General features: G+C 64.3%; 12 protein-coding genes. 5 read left to right on the top strand and 7 right to left on the bottom strand.

Annotated features, from left to right (window positions below; all coding sequences use genetic code 11):
- Nucleotides 1-201: 201 nt before the first annotated feature.
- The 4 genes from AABA86_RS05585 to AABA86_RS05570 form a co-directional block, all read right to left on the bottom strand.
- Nucleotides 202-3,069: a PAS-domain containing protein gene (locus AABA86_RS05585; protein ID WP_338306052.1), complete on the bottom strand. Its 2,868-nt coding sequence runs from the start codon at nt 3,067-3,069 to the stop codon at nt 202-204.
- A gap of 325 nt (nt 3,070-3,394) precedes the next feature.
- Entirely contained in the window at nt 3,395-4,270 is an 876-nt protein-coding gene (locus AABA86_RS05580; protein WP_212243774.1) for an acyl-CoA acyltransferase, read from the bottom strand.
- Between the two features lie 114 nt (nt 4,271-4,384).
- Entirely contained in the window at nt 4,385-5,365 is a 981-nt protein-coding gene (locus AABA86_RS05575) for an amino acid--[acyl-carrier-protein] ligase (protein WP_212243775.1), read from the bottom strand.
- 39 nt (nt 5,366-5,404) lie between these two features.
- Nucleotides 5,405-6,622, bottom strand: a complete 1,218-nt coding sequence (locus tag AABA86_RS05570) for an acyl-CoA dehydrogenase family protein (protein ID WP_338306049.1) — start codon at nt 6,620-6,622, stop codon at nt 5,405-5,407.
- Nucleotides 6,623-6,979: 357 nt separating this feature from the next.
- On the opposite strand from AABA86_RS05570, the gene AABA86_RS05565 reads away from it, so the two are divergent.
- From AABA86_RS05565 to mtnA, 3 genes are all read left to right on the top strand, one after another.
- Complete coding sequence (locus tag AABA86_RS05565; protein ID WP_338306047.1) at nt 6,980-7,252, top strand: phosphopantetheine-binding protein; 273 nt, start codon at nt 6,980-6,982, stop codon at nt 7,250-7,252.
- A gap of 275 nt (nt 7,253-7,527) precedes the next feature.
- Entirely contained in the window at nt 7,528-8,403 is an 876-nt protein-coding gene (locus AABA86_RS05560; protein WP_338306045.1) for an S-methyl-5'-thioadenosine phosphorylase, read from the top strand.
- A gap of 18 nt (nt 8,404-8,421) precedes the next feature.
- Nucleotides 8,422-9,528, top strand: a complete 1,107-nt coding sequence (gene mtnA / locus AABA86_RS05555) for an S-methyl-5-thioribose-1-phosphate isomerase (protein WP_338306044.1) — start codon at nt 8,422-8,424, stop codon at nt 9,526-9,528.
- Between the two features lie 112 nt (nt 9,529-9,640).
- Here mtnA and AABA86_RS05550 read toward each other — a convergent pair whose 3' ends face one another.
- The gene (locus AABA86_RS05550; RefSeq protein WP_338306042.1) at nt 9,641-10,276 is read right to left on the bottom strand and encodes an HAD-IA family hydrolase; all 636 of its coding nucleotides are present in this window, start codon (nt 10,274-10,276) and stop codon (nt 9,641-9,643) included.
- 110 nt (nt 10,277-10,386) lie between these two features.
- Between AABA86_RS05550 and AABA86_RS05545 the strand changes: the two genes are divergently transcribed.
- The gene (locus tag AABA86_RS05545) at nt 10,387-11,133 is read left to right on the top strand and encodes a S1 family peptidase (RefSeq protein ID WP_212243785.1); all 747 of its coding nucleotides are present in this window, start codon (nt 10,387-10,389) and stop codon (nt 11,131-11,133) included.
- A gap of 124 nt (nt 11,134-11,257) precedes the next feature.
- Nucleotides 11,258-12,760, top strand: coding sequence for a flavin-containing monooxygenase (locus AABA86_RS05540; protein WP_212243786.1), 1,503 nt, complete (start codon nt 11,258-11,260; stop codon nt 12,758-12,760).
- A gap of 244 nt (nt 12,761-13,004) precedes the next feature.
- Here the strand turns inward: AABA86_RS05540 and AABA86_RS05535 are convergent, their stop codons facing one another.
- The gene (locus tag AABA86_RS05535) at nt 13,005-13,931 is read right to left on the bottom strand and encodes a response regulator (RefSeq protein WP_212243789.1); all 927 of its coding nucleotides are present in this window, start codon (nt 13,929-13,931) and stop codon (nt 13,005-13,007) included.
- Entirely contained in the window at nt 13,915-17,286 is a 3,372-nt protein-coding gene (locus AABA86_RS05530) for a hybrid sensor histidine kinase/response regulator (RefSeq protein ID WP_212243790.1), read from the bottom strand. The genes AABA86_RS05535 and AABA86_RS05530 overlap by 17 nt, the downstream gene beginning before the upstream one ends.
- Between the last annotated feature and the right edge of the window lie 59 nt (nt 17,287-17,345).

Here is a 17,345-nt window from a genome sequence, read left to right as displayed (position 1 = left end):
CTCCTCCCTCGCGGCGGCCTCTTCGCGGGCCGCCGTCTTTCGTTCTTGCGAGGCGATTGTTCCTGAAATCGAGGGAGAAGAAAAGCGCGTTGCGCGGACTGCGGGCGCCGGGCGGTGCGGCAATCCCTCTTGAGGCGGCACATGCGACAATTCGTCGTTTGGTCGTGTGCCGAGAGGCGGAATTTGAGGGAGCCGAAGCCGTTATGCCACGCGCCGGACCGTGCTCAGCGTTTCGATGGTGCGGCCGACCTCCGATGCGGGGCACGGCCTGCCGAAATAATAGCCCTGCACGGCGGTGCAGCCGCATTCGCGGACGAAGTCGAGTTGCTCCTCGGTCTCCACACCCTCCGCGGTCGTCTCGACGCCGAGCACGGAGCCGAGGCTCGCGATGGTGCGGACGATGGCAACGCTCTCCGGGCTTTCGCCGAGCGTGCCGACGAAAGAGCGATCGATCTTGATGCGGTCGAATGGAAATTTGCGCAAATAGCTCAGCGAGGAATAGCCGACGCCGAAATCGTCGAGGCTGACGCGCACCCCTAGCGCGCGAAGCTGGTGCAGGATCTCGATCGTCGCCTCGCTGTCGTCGAGCAGCGCCGTTTCGGTGACCTCGAGCTCGAGCCGTTGCGGCGGCAGGCCGGCTTCGGCAAGTGCGCTCGTGACCATTGCCACCAGCCCGCGCGAGCGGAACTGCACCGGCGACAGGTTTACCGCGACGGTGACATTTGGCCAGGACACGGCGGTCGCACAGGCGCTGCGCAGCACCCATTCGCCGATCGGAACGATCAACCCGGTCTCTTCGGCGATCGGAATGAACTCGGCCGGCGAGACGAAGCCGCGCGAGGGATGTTTCCAGCGCAGCAGCGCCTCGAACCCGGTGAGCTCGGACGAATCGAGCCGCACCTGCGGCTGGAACACCAGATGGAATTCACGCGCCTCGGGCGCGCCGCGCAGATCGTGCTCCAGCGCGTGCCGGCTGCGCGCCTCTTCCTCCATCTCGGGCTCGAACAGCTGAAAGGCGCCGCGCCCCTTGGCCTTGGCCTGGTACAGCGCAAGATCGGCGCATTTCATCAACTCGTCGGCATCGAGCCCGTGGTCGGGCGCGATCGCGATGCCAACGGAGACGCCGACATGGATCGACTGGCTTTCCAGCGGCGGCGGATGACCGATGACCTCGACCAGGCGCCGGGCCAGCTTTTCCGCCGATTGCGGCTGCGGGCCGCGCTGGAGGACGGCGAACTCGTCGCCGCCGAGGCGCGCGACGGTGTCGTGCTCGCCGACATTCTCCTTCAGTCGCGCGGCGACCCAGCGCAGCAGCCGGTCGCCGGCGGCGTGGCCGAGGCGGTCATTGACGGTCTTGAAATTGTCGAGGTCGAAGCACAGCACGGCCATGGCGCCGCCGGCGATCGCGACCTGGTTCAGTCCCTCGCCCATTTTCTCGCGGAACAGCGTGCGGTTGGGCAGGTCGGTCAACGAATCGTGCCGGGCCATGTGCGCGACGCGCGCCTGGGCCTTGTGGCGCTCGGTGACGTCCTCGTAGGTGACGACCCAGCCGCCATGCTCCATCCGCTTGTGATTGAGCTTGATGATGCGGCCGTCGCTCAAATGGCGGTGCAGCGTATGCTCGCCCTCGCGCAGCCGCTCGACGTAGTCGGCATAGAGCCGCGCGGCTGTGGTGTTCTGATGGATGCCGAGCTCGCAGCTATGCTCCATGATCTCGCGCATCGAGATGCCGGGCTTCACGACATCCGGCGACAGGCCGTACATCTCGATGTAGCGGCGATTGCACACGATGACGCGCAGGCTCGCATCGAGCATGCACAGGCCCTGGCTCATGTTGTTCAGCGCCGCGTCGAAGCGGCGATACTGCTCGCTCAGCTCCTCGATCGCATGCTCGCGTTCGGTGATGTCCTCGTAAGTGGCGACGAAGCCGCCCTGGGCCAGAGCGCAGTACCTGACCGAAATCACGGTGTCGTTCGACATCCGTCGGCGCATTGGGGAGGCGTCGTGATTGGCGATCCTCGCACTGGCGGCTTCCAGCAGCTGTTGCGGGCTGTATTCGGAAGAGAACGCGCCGTTCGTCATCGAGCGCTCGATCAGCTCGGCGAGATGCGTGCCGGGCCTGGTCTCCTCCGGGGACAGCCGGTAGATCTTGCGGTAGGTGGTGTTGCAGACGCGAAGGCGCATGTCGCTGTCGTAGAAGGCAAGCCCATGCGCCATATTCTCCAGCGCCGCATCGAGGATGAAGTTCTGCTGCCTCAGCGTTTCCTCGTATTGCAGCCGCTCCGTGACGTCCTCATGCACGGTCACCCAGCCGCCGTCGGGCAGGAAGCGGGAGACCGCCTGCACCATGCGTCCGTCATAACGCATCACCAGCAGGGATTTCGCCTTTCTGGCCCGCACGTCCTCCAACCTGGAGTTCTGGAATTCGTCGGCCGCCATGCCCGGCAAATTGCCGCGTGACACCCAATGGTCGATCACCGTGCAATGCGAGACCCCAGGCTTCACGATCTCGGGGTCGAGATTGTAGAGGTTCAGGAACCGTTCGTTGCAGACGACGACACGGCTGTCGGCATCGTACATGATGAGGCCGTGCGACATGTTGGAGAGCGCGTGCTGGCTGCGCTCGGTCTGCACGCGCAATTCCGCCTCGAGCCGGGCGAGGCGGCTGACATCGTCGCAGATCGTCATCCAGCCGCCGCCGGGAAGCGGTTTCAGTTCGAGCGACATGACGAGGCCGGTCGCAAGCTGCTGCTCGGTCCGGAACGGCTTTCCCCCTGCGATCTGCTCCACGCGCCTGGTGTAGAGCGTCTCGATCTCGCTCACCGGGAAGTTGCCGAGCGAGGCGCTGTGAGCGAGCACGTCGCGATAGCTCGTGCCGATCCGCACGATCTCGGCCGACATGTTGAACAGGCTCAAATAACGCTGGTTGACCAGCACGATCCGGTTGTCGGCATCGTAGACGCAGACACCCTGTTCCATGTGGTCGAGCGCAAGCTGGCTCAGCGCGACCAGGGCCTCCGGGCCCTGCTCGCGGCGTGCACCAAGCTCGTTGTCGCGGGTCGAAATCATGGGATCGGCGGGATCTCGGCGAGCAATAGACTTAACGCAACCTAATTCAGCCACCGAGGGTAGCGAAGAGGCCGGAAAATTCCCTTAAGCGCAGTAGTTTACGGAGGGTGACTGGCGACGGAGAGATGTGTGTGTCGCGATCTGCACGGTGGGGCCCAATCCCAGGCCCCGACCCTTTCACCGTCGTCCTGAGGTGCCGGAGCGAAGAAGGCCTCGAAGGACGACGGCCCGGCTGCATCCCGGCCGTTCATCCTTCGAGGCTCACCACGCTGCGCGCGGCGAGCACCTCAGGATGACGGTGCTGGAATGCTGGCTGCGGGTCCTATTACGGTCCGTACAACACGAGTTCCGTGTCGGTGAGATCGCCGAGCTGCGGCCGGTGCGGGCCCTTGAAGTATTTGCGACCGCGCCGCTCGGTATAAATACCTACAAGGCCGGGAATCGGCCCATTGGAATCGATCGCCACCGCGATCTTGCCGAGCCGAAGCAGCAGCCGGCCGATGCGGCCTGCGCAGGCGGCGTATTCCGCGGCGTTCCGGCAATAGATCAGCTTCATCGCCGGGGGCGCAAGGAAGCCGCGGCGGATGCGGACCGGTTGCAGGATGAAGGGGAATGTTCCCTTCGGTGTGCGGCAGACGAGGCTGAGGCAATTGTAGCGCGCATGCCGCGTCAGAAGCTCGGTCTCGGCTTCGGAAAGCCCCTCGATCGTCTTGGCGTGAGGCGAGATGACCTCGATCTCGCTCCAGCGCGGGGGGCGCGCCAGGGCAGGCACCGAGAAGAATATGCCGCGGCAATAGGCGCGAAAGCCCTGCGTCTCGATGATCGGCCAGGTCCACGGCGCCGGGCTGATGTTGAAATAGGTCACGTCCTTGTGCCGCTGCGCGATCTTGGTCAGCAGTGGGGCATAGTTGCGGTAGGCCGGATCGACATACCAGCTCGACAGATTGCACTGGATGGCGGTCTCCGCGCCGTCCTTCCGCGCCGTGTAGATCAGCAGCAGCACGCCGACCGGCGTGCCGTCACTCTCGAGCATGTAGCCGAAGCGCGGATAGCCCTCCGGGACAGACCGGAAGGCCTGCCGGCGCAGACCCTGAATCCAATAGTTCCGCGAGCGGCCGACGAAGCCGCGCGTCAGCAGGTCCGCGACCGCTTCGGCGTCGGACTCGGTGATCTCGCGGCATCGCACCTTGGTGTGAATCACGCTCGTCTTACCCGTGGAAATGACAGGCCTCGTTTGGTCTATTGCTTCAGCATGTTTTCGGAAGACCGCTTCGCACTTTTCGCTGACTCGGTCCTTCGGATCGGGATCATGCTGCTAGCGCCAGCCTTCGACATGGGCGTCGGCCGTGACCTGCGGCTGCAGGCCCAGGACGTCCCGCACCCTGGCGGGCCAGGCGGAAAGGTCGGTGCCGTGGGTGTGGAACATGGCGACAGCCAGCCGGTCCATGCCGAAGGCGACGCAGCCGGTGTGGGCCGGCTCGCCGCCGGCATCCTGAATTCCCCAGGTCGTGCCGAAATGCTCGCGGTGATAGTTGAAGCTCATGCAGGCGGTCGGCTGCTCTTCCGAGCGCAGCGGAATGAGCAGCTCGAACTTGAGCTGCTGCTGCTTCTGGCTCACCGCCTTCATCTGGCCGACGCGGCCGAAGAAGGGATCGCTGGCATAGTCGACGCGGAAGGTCAGGCCGAGGTCGGTCGCGATCTTCTGCGCGCGCACCATCCAGCGCTCGCGGAAATCGGCGACGTCGTCGGGGCTGCCGATGCAGACATATTCGCGCATCCGGAACGATTGCAGCCGGTCGAGATGCTTCGACGGCTCGCGGCGGAAGCAGTCGGCGGCAACGTCGAAGCGCAGGCCGCCCTTCGGCAACGGCCCGCGGCTCGCCGCAATCGGATAGACCGGATAGCAGGCGGCGGGCGACAGCACGAGGTCGGCGGGAGACAGCGAGGTGGTCCAGTCGCCGCCGGCATCGAAGCGGCTCACCGCGGCGTTGATCTCGCGCTCGGTCCCGTGCAGGCCGCAAACGCAGCCGAGCAGGTTCGGAAAGCTCTTGAGGTAGCCGGATTTCTCCAGCTGAGCCCGGCTCATCACCGGCGGGAAGCGCATCACCTCGGTGCCGCTCTCGCGATGGCTCGTGATCAGCGCGGCGAGCTTCTCGACGACGCCTTCATACAGCCCGGTGCGGGCGTAGACGCCGTCGGCGCCCATGCGGTGGAACAGCTTGTCGGCGAGATGATCGAGCGGATCGATCATCTGCGGCGCGGTCGCGGGTGAGTCGGGAAGGATGGCAATATTCATGGCGCGATGTCCTGCTATCTCAAAATTGTTATTGTTGATTCAGTCGTGAAGGCTTGTCGGCACGCCGCTCATCAGCGTCGATGTCGCGGCATTGGCCAGAATACGGTCGTTGTTGATCATGATCGGGGACGACAGCACGTCGCGGAGGTGCCGGCCCATGGTGAACTCGCCGTCGTTGCGGTAGCCGGAGAGGCCGGCCGTGCGCATCGCATGCATCACGGTCTCGACCGCGAGCTCGGAAGCCTGCACCTTCAGCAGCGTGATCGAGGACTGGAAGTCGAGTGAGCCGAGCGCGCGCTCGTCATGCTCGGCGCGGGCAAAGGCGTCGATATTGGCCGACAGCAGCGCGCGCAGCTTCGCCAGCGACATCTTGGCGGCGGTGAAATGCGCCGCGGCCGGCGGCATCTGGCCGCCGGAGGTGCGGGCCGCCTTGCGGATGAAGGCCTGCGCGCGGGTCACGGCTGCGGCGGCGATGCCGGCCCAGGCCGACGACCAGCACAGATGCGCGAACGGCGTCATGGTCTGGGCGTGGATCTTGTCATAGGATTCCGGGAAGACGCGGTCGGCGGGGCAATCGACCTTCAGCTCGAAACCGGTCGAGCAGGTGCCGCGCATGCCGAGCGTTTCCCAGCCCAGCGTCCGCTTCAGCGAATAATCGTCCTTGGCGAGCGCCAGCAGAACCTGGTCGGAGGCGGCGGCCTCGGTGGCGCGGCGGGCGATGGTGACGAGGCCGTCGGCTTCCGCGCCGTAGGAGATCACGGTGGCGTCGCGCACCAGCGAAACGGTATCGCCAGCGTGGTCGACGGCAGCGGCGCTGGCCCGTATGTTGCCGCCGTTCTGACCTTCGGTGGTAGAGGAGGCGAGCAGCCACTGGTCGCGGGCGACCCGCCGCATCATGGTTTCCATCCAGGGGATGCCGTGGCCGTGCCTGATGATGCAGGCAACCTTGGTCTGGTGCATCGCGTAAATCATTGCGGTCGAGGCGCAGGCGCGCCCGAGCGTGTAGCAGATGTCGGTAACGTCGTAGATGGAGGCACCGAAGCCGCCGAACTCGACCGGGATCATGACGCCGAGCAGCTTCTGCTCGCGTGCGACCTCGAATGCCTTGTGCGGGAAACGAGCGTCGCGATCGACCGCGTCTGCTTCGGACGCGGCAGCTGCGGCGGTCCGGGCGGCGCGCTCAATCAGGGAGGGACCCTGCTCGAGGAGGCCCGTCTGCGTTTCATCGACAGTGAGGACTGCTTCACGCACGTTCATACTCGTCCGCCTCCGGTTTGCCGTTCGAGATCGCCCGCATCATTCGCGATGCGCGTAAGCGATCCTCCGGCCATCTTTGCTTGTGAGACGAGGCTACGGATTTAATTCAAATTCGTCGATGAAATAGAGGGTAAACAAAGCCCAATTCCGAACGAACAGTTAAGGTCCGGTTGTTTGCATCACCCGCTTTTCCGGCATCGCGTTAGGAATCTGGAAGAAGCCCGAATTCCAGACAATCTGAGTCATCGTTTACTAAGAAACGCGAAGTATTGGTGTCGCCCATTGCGGGACCGGCAGGCCGTGCCCATCGTAGCGGCAAGCCGGTCCGACCTTTGACAGACAGACGGGAATTTGCCGATGCAAGCCTTTGATACCGACGTACGCAATCGCATCATCAAGCTGGTGAAGGGCATCCTCGAGCAGAATTCGCTCGTCGCTGACGTCTCGCCGTCCGCCAAGCTCGTCGATGTCGGTCTGACCTCGATGGACATGGTCAATCTGATGCTCGGCGTCGAAGCCGAGTTCGACTTCACCATCCCGCAAGCCGAGATCACGCCGGAGAACTTCCAGTCCGTCGAGACGCTGGAGCGGATGGTGGCGACCCAGCTGCAGCTGGCGACCGCGGCTTAGTCAGGCGCAGCAAATTTTCCACGGGTCGCCCCTGCGAACGCAGGGGCCCATAACCCCAGGCCGTAGTTGTGCGAAGACTGGTCGTTCGGGATTGCGACCGGCCATCCTAGATAGATTCCGCGGTATGGGTCCCGGCGTTCGCCGTGACGACGTCGAGTGTGAGTTGAGCATTTTGCGCCTCACAGCACCGGCATCACCGCGCACCCCGTTCCAAAACCGCCGTAAAACTGGCATAGCTTAACCATGTCGCACGTGGCGAACAGGGTGGAGCAGGCATGACGCAGGCGGTATTGGGCATCATCGGTGGCTCGGGCATCTACGACTTGCCGGGCCTCGAGGGTGCGCGCGAAGAGGTGATCGAGAGCCCCTGGGGCGAGCCGTCGGCACCCGTGCGCCGCGGAACCATCGCTGGGCTGCCGATCGTATTCCTGCCGCGTCACGACAAGGGGCACCGGCTGTCGCCCTCCGACATCAATTACCGCGCCAATATCGACGTCTTGAAGCGGGCCGGCGTTACCGACCTCATCTCGCTGTCGGCCTGCGGCTCCTTCAGGGAGGAACTGCCGCCGGGCACCTTCGTTCTCGTCGATCAGTTCGTCGACCGCACCCACAAGCGCGAAAGCTCGTTCTTCGGGCGGGGCTGTGTCGCGCATGTGTCGATGGCGCATCCGGTCTCTCCACGTTTGCGCATTCATCTTGCCGCGGCCGCTGAAGCCGAGAGCATCGCAATCGCGCGCGGCGGCACCTATGTCTGCATGGAGGGGCCGCAATTCTCCACCTATGCGGAGAGCATGACCTACAAGACGCAGGGCTATTCCGTGATCGGCATGACCAACATGCCGGAGGCGAAGCTCGCGCGTGAGGCGGAGCTCTGTTACGCGACCGTGGCGATGGTGACGGATTTCGATTGCTGGCATCCCGACCACGATGCCGTCACCGTGCAGGACATCATCCGCGTGCTGACCTCGAACGCCGACAAGGCGAAGGCGCTGGTGGCGCGGCTGGCAAAGGACTTTCCGCGCGAGCATGAGCCCTGTCCGATCGGCTCGGATCGCGCGCTCGACACCGCGCTCATCACGGCCCCCGAGGCGCGCGATCCCGAGCTTCTGAAGAAGCTCGACGCGGTGGCCGGGCGCATCCTGCGCGCGTGAAGTGAAAGGCAGAATGCCATGAAGGTCGACGGCAAGCATTTTCGCAGCATCTGGCGCGAGCATGACGGCTGGTCCATCGGTGCGATCGACCAGCGCCGCCTGCCGCATGAGTTCGTCGTCGCGAAGCTGACATCGTCCGAAGACGCAGCCGTCGCCATCCGCGACATGCTGGTGCGGGGCGCGCCGCTGATCGGTGCCACCGCGGCCTATGGCATGGCGCTCGCCATGCGCGAGGACGCCTCCGACGCCGGCCTGAAGCGCGCTTACGACACGCTCATAGTAGCGCGGCCGACCGCGATCAATCTGAAATGGGCGCTGGACGAGATGCGCATGGCGCTCGCGCCGATCGACCCGATCGAACGGGCGGAAGCGGCCTATGCGCGTGCCGACGAGATCGTCGAGCAGGATGTCGAGATCAACCGCGGCATCGCCGGCAACGGCTTGAAGCTGATCGAGGCAATCGCATCGAAGAAGCGGGGCGAGGTCGTCAACGTGTTGACCCATTGCAACGCCGGTTGGCTCGCGACCGTCGACTGGGGCACGGCGACGGCGCCGATCTATCTTGCGCATGAGCGCGGCATCAAGATCCATGTCTGGGTCGACGAGACCCGTCCGCGCAACCAGGGCGCCTCGCTCACCGCCTGGGAGCTCGGCCATCACGGCGTGCCGCACACGGTGATCCCCGACAACACCGGCGGGCACCTGATGCAGCACGGCATGGTCGATCTTGCCATCGTCGGCACCGACCGCGTCGCCGCCAATGGCGATGTCTGCAACAAGATCGGCACCTACCTGAAGGCGCTCGCCGCCCACGACAACGGCGTGCCGTTCTATGTCGCGCTGCCGTCGCCGACGATCGATTTTGCCGTCCATGACGGCATCCGCGACATCCCGATCGAGCAGCGCAGCGGCGTTGAGGTCACCGACATGACCGGCCGCACCGCCGATGGAAGGCTGGAGACGGTGCGGATCGTGCCTGAGGGATCGCCGGTCGCGAACTACGCCTTCGATGTCACGCCGGCGCGACTCGTGACCGGCCTCATCACCGAGCGCGGCGTGCTCAAGCCGGATCGCGACGAGCTGGCGGCAGCGTTTCCGGAGCGGATCGCGGCGGCGGCAAAGTAGGCGCTCGTAGGGTGGGCAAAGGCGCGAAAGCGCCGTGCCCACGACCTTCATCTCCGCCGCGCCAGTTTTGGTGGGCACGCTTTCGCTTTGCCCACCCTGCGGCATTTGCGAACTATATCAGCTTCAGCCCCGTCGCCTTCTCGAGCTCGGCGATCGCCTGAGCGCCGCTCGTCACCTTGATCGTGGTCATGCCCATCTCGCGCGCGGGCTTCAGATTGACGCCGAGATCGTCGAGATAGACGCAATTGTTCGGATCGACCTTCAACGTCTCGACCATCAGCCGGTAGATGCGTGGATCGGGCTTGCGCAAGCCGATCTTGGCGGACTCGATGACATGATCGAACAGCACCATCACCTCGGCGATGTAGAGGGAGCGCCCGGTGAGGCTGCCGATGGCGTTGGCAGGCAGATTGTTGGTGATGCAGCCGGTCTTGAATTGCGCCTTGATGCGCTTCAATGCCTCGACCATCTCGGGGCGCAGATCGCCCTGCAGCAGCGGCAGCACGTCGCGGCCGCGCACCTCCGCGCCGAGTGCGAGCGATTCCGCGGCGAACAATTCGTCGAATGTGTCGATATCGACCTCGGCCCGCTCGAACTTGGCCCAGGCGTTTTCCAGGTGGTTGGCGGCGTTGGTGCGCCGGATGATGTCGACCGGCAGGCCACGCTCGGTCTCGAACCGCGCGAAAGCCTCGAACGGCGAGCTCGTCAGCACGCCGCCAAAATCAAAGATCACAGCTTCGATCGCCACTATCCTGCCCTCGTCAATTCCTTTCCAAGAGGGCTAGCATGCGCTATCGGCAAGGACCAGTCCGAAGCAAATCAGGCGCTCCCCGAACCGGCTGACAAGATATGTTCCCTATGAAGGCAATCGCGACATTCGCCGCGGTCACTCTGCTACTCGCCACGCCCGCTCATGCCATCGTTGGCGGCGGCACGCCGCAGGCCGATGGCGTGGCACTTGCCGTCGTCACCATCGTCGGCTCGCGCGGCAATTCCTGCACCGGCACTCTGATCGCGCCCAGGATCGTATTGACCGGCGCTCACTGCGTGCCGCCGGGCGCGGACTACAAGATCGTCGATCGCAGCGGTGGCGCACCGCAATTGCTGAACGTGCGCACCATCGCGATCCATCCGGGCTACAAGGCGCAGGTCCATCGCGCCGGCGCAGACGTGGCGCTGTTGCAACTGGAAATTCCACTCAAGGGAAAATCGACGGTACCGATCGGCGCGCCGAATATTCCAATCCAGGTCGGTAGCCGTTTCGTCATTGCCGGTACCGGTGTCACCGTGCGCGGTGATGGCAGGAGCGGCGGGGCCACGCGCGTCGCGGGCCTTGTCGTCACGGGCCAGCCCGGCATGCTTCAGATCCGCCTGGTCGATCCCGTAACCAACGGTGTTCGCGACGGAATTGGCGCTTGTACCGGCGATTCCGGCGGTCCCGTGTTCGAGGACAAGCCGAACGGCACCGTGCTTGTCGGTGTCATCAGCTGGGCGACGGGACCGAACGCCGGCGATGGCTGCGGCGGTTTGACCGGCGTCACGCCGCTCACGCTCTACCGCGACTGGATCTTGCAGACCGCGCGGAGCTGGGGTGCGGCACTGTGATTTGACCGCGACTTGATCTATGTCATTTTGAAGCGGAAGCGCGGCGGGTGATCATGCCTGCCGCGGAGGAAACGCGTCGTCCACCAAGGGCGGCCACAAAAACAAGCAAGGCATAGAAGCAACAATGAATGTCGCTGTTCGCAGTCACGCCACGGCCAAACAGGCTTCGGAACATTTCGACGTGCTGATCGTCGGCGCCGGCATCTCCGGCATCGGCAGCGCCTATCACATCAACAAGCAACTTCCGGGCACGAGTTACGTGATCCTGGAAACGCAGGCGACGTTCGGCGGCACCTGGAGCACGCATCGTTATCCCGGCATCCGCTCCGACAGCGACCTCCACACGTTCGGCTACAGCTTCAAGCCCTGGGTCGGCCCGCCGATCGCGACTGCCGAAGAGATCCTCGCCTACATGAACGAGGTGATCGACGACAACGATATCGCCCGGCACATCCGCTACGGGCACAAGATCAATTCCGCCAGCTGGTCGAGCGAGCAGAATCTCTGGACCATCGAGGCAACGACGACCGATACCGGTGAAGCAAAGACGTTCACCGCGAACTTCCTCTGGATGTGCCAGGGCTATTACCGCCATTCGGAGGGCTACACGCCGGAATGGAAGGGCACCGATCGCTTCGAGGGCCGCATCGTCCATCCGCAGACATGGCCTGGAGATCTCGACCTCACGAACAAGAAGGTCGTCGTGATCGGCTCGGGCGCCACCGCGGCAACGCTGGTCCCGAACATCGCGGACAGTTGCGCGCATGTCACCATGCTGCAGCGTTCGCCGACCTACTTTCGCCTCGGCCGCAATGCCATCGAGATCGCCGAGGAGCTGCGCCGGCTTCAGGTCGACGAGGCCTGGATCCACGAGATCGTTCGGCGCAAGATCCTGTTCGAGCAGGATGCCTTCACGAAACTCTGCGTGTCCAAGCCAGAACAGGTCAAGAAGGACCTGATCGGCCAGATCAGCGCGGTGCTCGGTCCCGACTACGACGTCGAGACGCATTTCACGCCGACTTACCGGCCGTGGCGGCAGCGCATCGCCTTCGTGCCCGATGCCGATCTGTTCAAGGGTATCGCCAGCGGCAAGGCCTCCGTCGTCACCGACGAGATCGAATGCTTCGTCGAGAACGGCATTCAGCTCAAATCCGGCAAGCTGCTCGAAGCCGATGTCGTCGTCACCGCGACCGGCTTCAATCTCGCGGCGCTCGGCGACATCGCCTTCGAGATCGACGGCAAGCCGCTCGCCTTCGGCGACACCGTGACCTATCGCGGCATGATGTTCACGGGCGTTCCGAACATGGTCTGGGTGTTCGGCTATTTCCGCGCCAGCTGGACGCTGCGCGTCGATCTCGTCGCCGACTTCGTCTGCCGGCTGCTCGGCCACATGAAGGACAAAGGCGCGAAGAAGGTCGAGGTCAAGCTGCGACCCGAAGACCACAACATGCCGATCCTGCCCTGGATCGATCCGGAAAACTTCAATCCCGGCTACATGATGCGAAACATGAACCTGCTGCCCAAGCGCGGCGACAAGCCGGAATGGCAGCACAGCCAGGATTACTGGACCGAAAAGGACGAGATCCCGAAGACGGATCTGGATGACAAGGCGTTTGTGTACGGGTGAGGAAGTTCGTGGGTGCGGGTTCATGTGAGGGGGCGGCGACGCTCACACCACACTCCGCCGTCGTCCCGGGGCGCGAAGCGAACCCGGGATCCATAACCACAGGGAGTGGTTATGGAGCGAGCAGGTAACTCCAAGTCTGCGCCAAACATCTTCCTGTGGTTATGGGCCCCGGATCGGCGCTTCGCTTGTCCGGGACGACATCGATTGTTGGATCAACGGCGCGCCAACTCATCCACACCGCAGCTCACGAATTCCTTCGCGTCGCATTCGCCGCAATCGCCGCGGCGGCCGTGCGGTTTTCCACGCCGAGCTTGGCGTAGATCTGCTCGAGATGCTTGTCGACCGTGCGCGGGCTGAGGCCCAGGATTTGCGCGATGTCGCGGTTGGTCTTGCCCTTGCTGAGCCAGGCCAGCACCTCGCCCTCGCGGGTGGTGAGGCCGAGCTCGCTGGTGAATTCCGGAGGCAGCGCGGTGCCGGACTCCCTGGAGAGCCGCAACAAAAACTCGTTCGGCGCGGTTTCGCCCATGTAATAGAGCCGAAGCTGGAGGTTGTCGGGTAAGGAAGCCGCCTGGGACTTCGAGCTGCCCTTGGCTCTGGCCTGCTCCAGCCATTGCAGTAGCGATGGCGGGAGGACGAAGTCGTCGGCCTGTGCGCCGTGATGATCGGACAGCAGCTTCTGCGCCTGCGGCGTCGCCCACAGCACATGGCCCTGGCGATCGACCGCGAACAGGAAGCGGCCGGAGACGTCGAGCGCTGCGCGCGCGCTCTGGGTCAGGCGGGCATTGCCGAGATGGACGCGGATGCGCGCCAGCATCTCCTCGATCACGATCGGCTTTGTCACGTAATCGACGCCGCCGGCCTCGAGCCCGCGAACGATATGCTCGGTTTCAGCGAGCCCTGTCATGAAGATCACAGGGACATTGGCAAGTCCCGCATCGCGCTTGAGCCGGCGGCAGGTCTCGAAGCCGTCGATGCCGGGCATCACGGCATCGAGCAGAACGATGTCGGGCGTGATCTGGTCGATGATGCGTATTGCCGCCGCGCCGTCGAGCGCCACCATCACCGTCATGCCGGCGCCGTCGAGCGCGTCGGTGAGCAGCCGCAGCGTCTCGGGAGAGTCATCGACAACGAGCGCGACGTCGCGCTTTTTCGACTCAATGTTCATGCGCATGCAACGTCTTCAATGTGGCCATGTACTGCTCGAGATCGAAGCGGTCGACCAGCGACCGCATCTGCGCGACGAAATCGGCATGTTCCGGATGCTCGCTGCCGATCTCGTCCAGCTTCAACTGGATGCCCTTGACGTAGCCGATCCGGCCGAGCCCGATCAGGGCCTCGATGTGCCGCGCCGGCGGCCTCGATCCGCTTTCGGGGCGCCAGAATGACACGGGAATCTCGTCCGAGCCATATTGCCATTCGATCCTGAGGAGCTGGCGGATCGTCTCCAGAATCCTCGGGATGTCGATCGGCTTCATCAAATAGCCGTCGTGGAAAGGTTGCGCCAGCGGCGCGCCGTGGGCCTCGATCGCGCTGGCCGATACCATCAGGATGCGCGCCTGGTGATGGCCGCTCGCGCGCAGGGCCTCCGCGACGGCCCAGCCGTCCATGGCGGGCATCGAGATATCGAGCAGGAACAAATCGGGCCGGCAATGCTGAGCCAGCGCGAGGCAGCCGGGGCCGTCGGGGGCGCTCAGCAGGATGAAGCCGAGCGGCGTCAGCACCTCGCGCAAGAGATCGCGATGGACGGGATCATCGTCGGTGATGAGAATGGTCTTGCGCGCGCCGTGATAGCCGGAGATGGGAGCCTCCACCGGCGCGATGCGCTGGGGATTGGTGACCTCCGAGAGCAGGATCTTGACCTTGAACGTTGAGCCGGTACCGACCGTGCTCATCACCCTGATGTCGCCGCCCATCACGCCGGCGAGCAGCCGGCTGATGGTCAGGCCGAGTCCCGTTCCGGTTTGCGGCTGCGAGACGCCGAGCGCACCGCGCTCGAAGGGCGCGAAGATGCGTTCGAGATCGTCGCCCTGGATGCCGGGACCGGTGTCGATCACCTCGAACTCGGCAACGGGACTGCGATAGTGCACGACGAACTGCACGCTGCCGGTCTGAGTGAATTTGATGGCGTTGGAGAGCAAATTGATCAACACCTGGCGCAGCCGTTTCTCGTCGGCATAGACCACCAGCGGCAGATACGCCGGCCGCCTGAACACGAAGTCGATGCCCTTGGCAGCGGCCTGAAGGCGGAACATGCCGACAAGCTGGTCGAGGAACTCGCTGAGGCGCACCTCGTCGCGCGACAGATACAGCCGTCCCGCCTCGATCTTGGAGATGTCCAGAATGCCGTCGATCAGGCCGGAGAGGTGGTCGGCGCTGCGGCGGACGACGCGAACCTGGTCGCGCGGCTTCGTGCTCAGCGTCGTATCCTGCTCCAGCAGCTGGGCATAGCCGCTGATCGCATTCAGCGGTGAGCGCAGCTCGTGGCTCAGGCCGACGACATAACGGCTCTTGGCGAGGTTGGCGGATTCGGCAACCTCCTTGGCGCGCTGCAGCTCGGCGTCGGTACGCTTGTGCGCGTCGATCTCCTGGATCAGCAGCGCGGTCTGCCGCCGCGTCTCCTCCTCGGCGGCGCGGCGGCTCTGCTGCGCCAGCACGAACAGCCACGCCACCACGCCGATGATGATGCTGAGGGAGAAGAACACCTTCCAGAGCACGTCGGAGACGAGCGTGTTCTCGCCGTGCACGCTCGCCGAGGTCTGCAGATAGATCAGGCCCAGCACCAGCGCGACGAGGCCGGCGGAGACCGCGAACACGCCGATATAGTGGCCGAGCTGCGAGTTGATCCGTGCGTAGATCGGCTGCGGCATCAGCTTGCCCAACGTCTCCGACACCTGCGCCTGGATCCGCGCGTGCGGCTTGCAGAGATCGTGGCAGCGGGCATCCAGCGAACAGCACAACGAGCAGATCGGCCCGGCGTAAGCAGGGCAGGAGGCCATGTCCTCCGGCTCGAACGCGTGCTCGCAGATGCAGCACTGGATCGACTCGATGTTCTGCCAGCTCCGCTTCGGCTTGCGTGCGATGTAGTATTTGCCGTCGGTGGCCCACGCGATCAACGGTGCGGTGAGGAAGGCAACGGCCAGCGCTATGAAGGCCGACAGCGCCTTCGCGGTCGGCCCGAACAGGCCGTAAAAGGCACTGATGGAGACAATGGTCGCGATCGTCATCGCACCCACGCCGACCGGATTGACGTCGTAGAGATGCGCGCGCTTGAATTCGATCTGCTGTGGCCGCAATCCAAGCGGCTTGTTGACGACGAGATCGGCGACCAGCGCGCCGACCCAGGCGATCGCGACGTTCGAATACAGAGCCAGCGTCTGCTCCAGGGCCTTGTAGACGCCGATCTCCATCAACAGCAGTGCCACGATGACGTTGAAGACCAGCCAGACGACGCGGCCGGGATGGCTGTGGGTCAGGCGCGAGAAGAAGTTCGACCAGGCGATCGAGCCGGCATAGGCGTTGGTGACGTTGATCTTGACCTGGGACAGGATCACGAACGTGCCGGTCAATGCCAGCGCGAGGTCAGGCTGCGACAGCACATAGCGGAACGCTTCGAGATACATATGCGCGGGCTCGGCCGCCTCCTCGGGCGGCACGCCGTGGCTGAGCGCGAAGAAGGCGAGGAACGAACCCGCGAGGAGCTTCAGGGCGCCAAGCACGATCCAGCCTGGCCCTGCGCTCATCATCGCCACCCACCACGACGCCCTGGAGGCGCGCCGGTCGCGCGGCAAAAATCGCAGGAAGTCGACCTGCTCGCCGATCTGCGCCACCAGCGAGAACACCACCGAGGCCGCAACCCCGAACAGCAACAGGTCGAAATGCCCGTTGAGGTCGCCGTGCTCGCCTGAGAACTTGCGCCATTCCGTAAAGGAATGCGGGTTGTGCCAGGCGATCGCCGCGAACGGAATGATGTGAAGCACGATCCACAGCGGCTGCGTCCACAATTGGAAGCGGCTGATCAGCGTGATGCCGTAGGCCACCAGCGGGATGATGACGACGGCGCTGATGAGGTAGCCGATCGGCCGCGGAATCCCGAAGCACATCTCGAGCGCGGAGGCGAGAATCACGGCTTCGATCGCAAAGAAGATGAAAGTAAAGGACGCGTAGATTAGCGAGGTGACGGTGGAGCCGATGTAGCCGAAGCCGGCGCCGCGCGTGAGCAGGTCGATGTCGATGCCGCATTTGGCGGCATAGTAGGCGATTGGCACGCCACAGCAGAAGATGATGGTCGAGACCACGAGGATGGCGGCGGCCGCGTTGGTGACGCCATAGTTCAGGGTGATGGTGCCCCCGATCGCCTCCATCGCCAGGAACGAGATCGCGCCCAGCGCCGTGTTGGCGACCCGGGCGGCGGACCAGCGGCGCGCGCTCTTGGCCGTGAATCGCAGCGCATAGTCCTCCAGCGTCTGGTTGGCGACCCACTGGTTGTACTGGCGCCTGACGCGGTCTATTCGCTGCCGCCCTGCCACGCTTTACCCCACTCCCGATACGAACCCGGATCCCTCGCAAATTCCGTACCAAAAGCCTA

It is taken from the genome of Bradyrhizobium sp. TM233 (assembly GCF_036247965.1).
In the GTDB taxonomy this organism is placed as follows: domain Bacteria; phylum Pseudomonadota; class Alphaproteobacteria; order Rhizobiales; family Xanthobacteraceae; genus Bradyrhizobium; species Bradyrhizobium ottawaense.
The sequence above is the reverse complement of the archived record's forward strand: the minus strand, read 5'-3'. Positions and strand labels throughout refer to the sequence as shown.

Excerpts from the sequence above, each read along its gene's own strand:
- AABA86_RS05560 (WP_338306045.1), top strand. The coding sequence starts at position 7,528 with ATGACGCAGGCGGTATTGGGCATCATCGGTGGCTCGGGCATCTACGAC.
- AABA86_RS05545 (WP_212243785.1), top strand. The coding sequence starts at position 10,387 with ATGAAGGCAATCGCGACATTCGCCGCGGTCACTCTGCTACTCGCCACG.
- AABA86_RS05575 (WP_212243775.1), bottom strand. The coding sequence starts at position 5,365 with ATGAATATTGCCATCCTTCCCGACTCACCCGCGACCGCGCCGCAGATG.
- AABA86_RS05565 (WP_338306047.1), top strand. The coding sequence starts at position 6,980 with ATGCAAGCCTTTGATACCGACGTACGCAATCGCATCATCAAGCTGGTG.
- AABA86_RS05585 (WP_338306052.1), bottom strand. The coding sequence starts at position 3,069 with ATGATTTCGACCCGCGACAACGAGCTTGGTGCACGCCGCGAGCAGGGC.
- AABA86_RS05540 (WP_212243786.1), top strand. The coding sequence starts at position 11,258 with ATGAATGTCGCTGTTCGCAGTCACGCCACGGCCAAACAGGCTTCGGAA.
- AABA86_RS05535 (WP_212243789.1), bottom strand. The coding sequence starts at position 13,931 with ATGCGCATGAACATTGAGTCGAAAAAGCGCGACGTCGCGCTCGTTGTC.
- AABA86_RS05570 (WP_338306049.1), bottom strand. The coding sequence starts at position 6,622 with ATGAACGTGCGTGAAGCAGTCCTCACTGTCGATGAAACGCAGACGGGC.
- mtnA (WP_338306044.1), top strand. The coding sequence starts at position 8,422 with ATGAAGGTCGACGGCAAGCATTTTCGCAGCATCTGGCGCGAGCATGAC.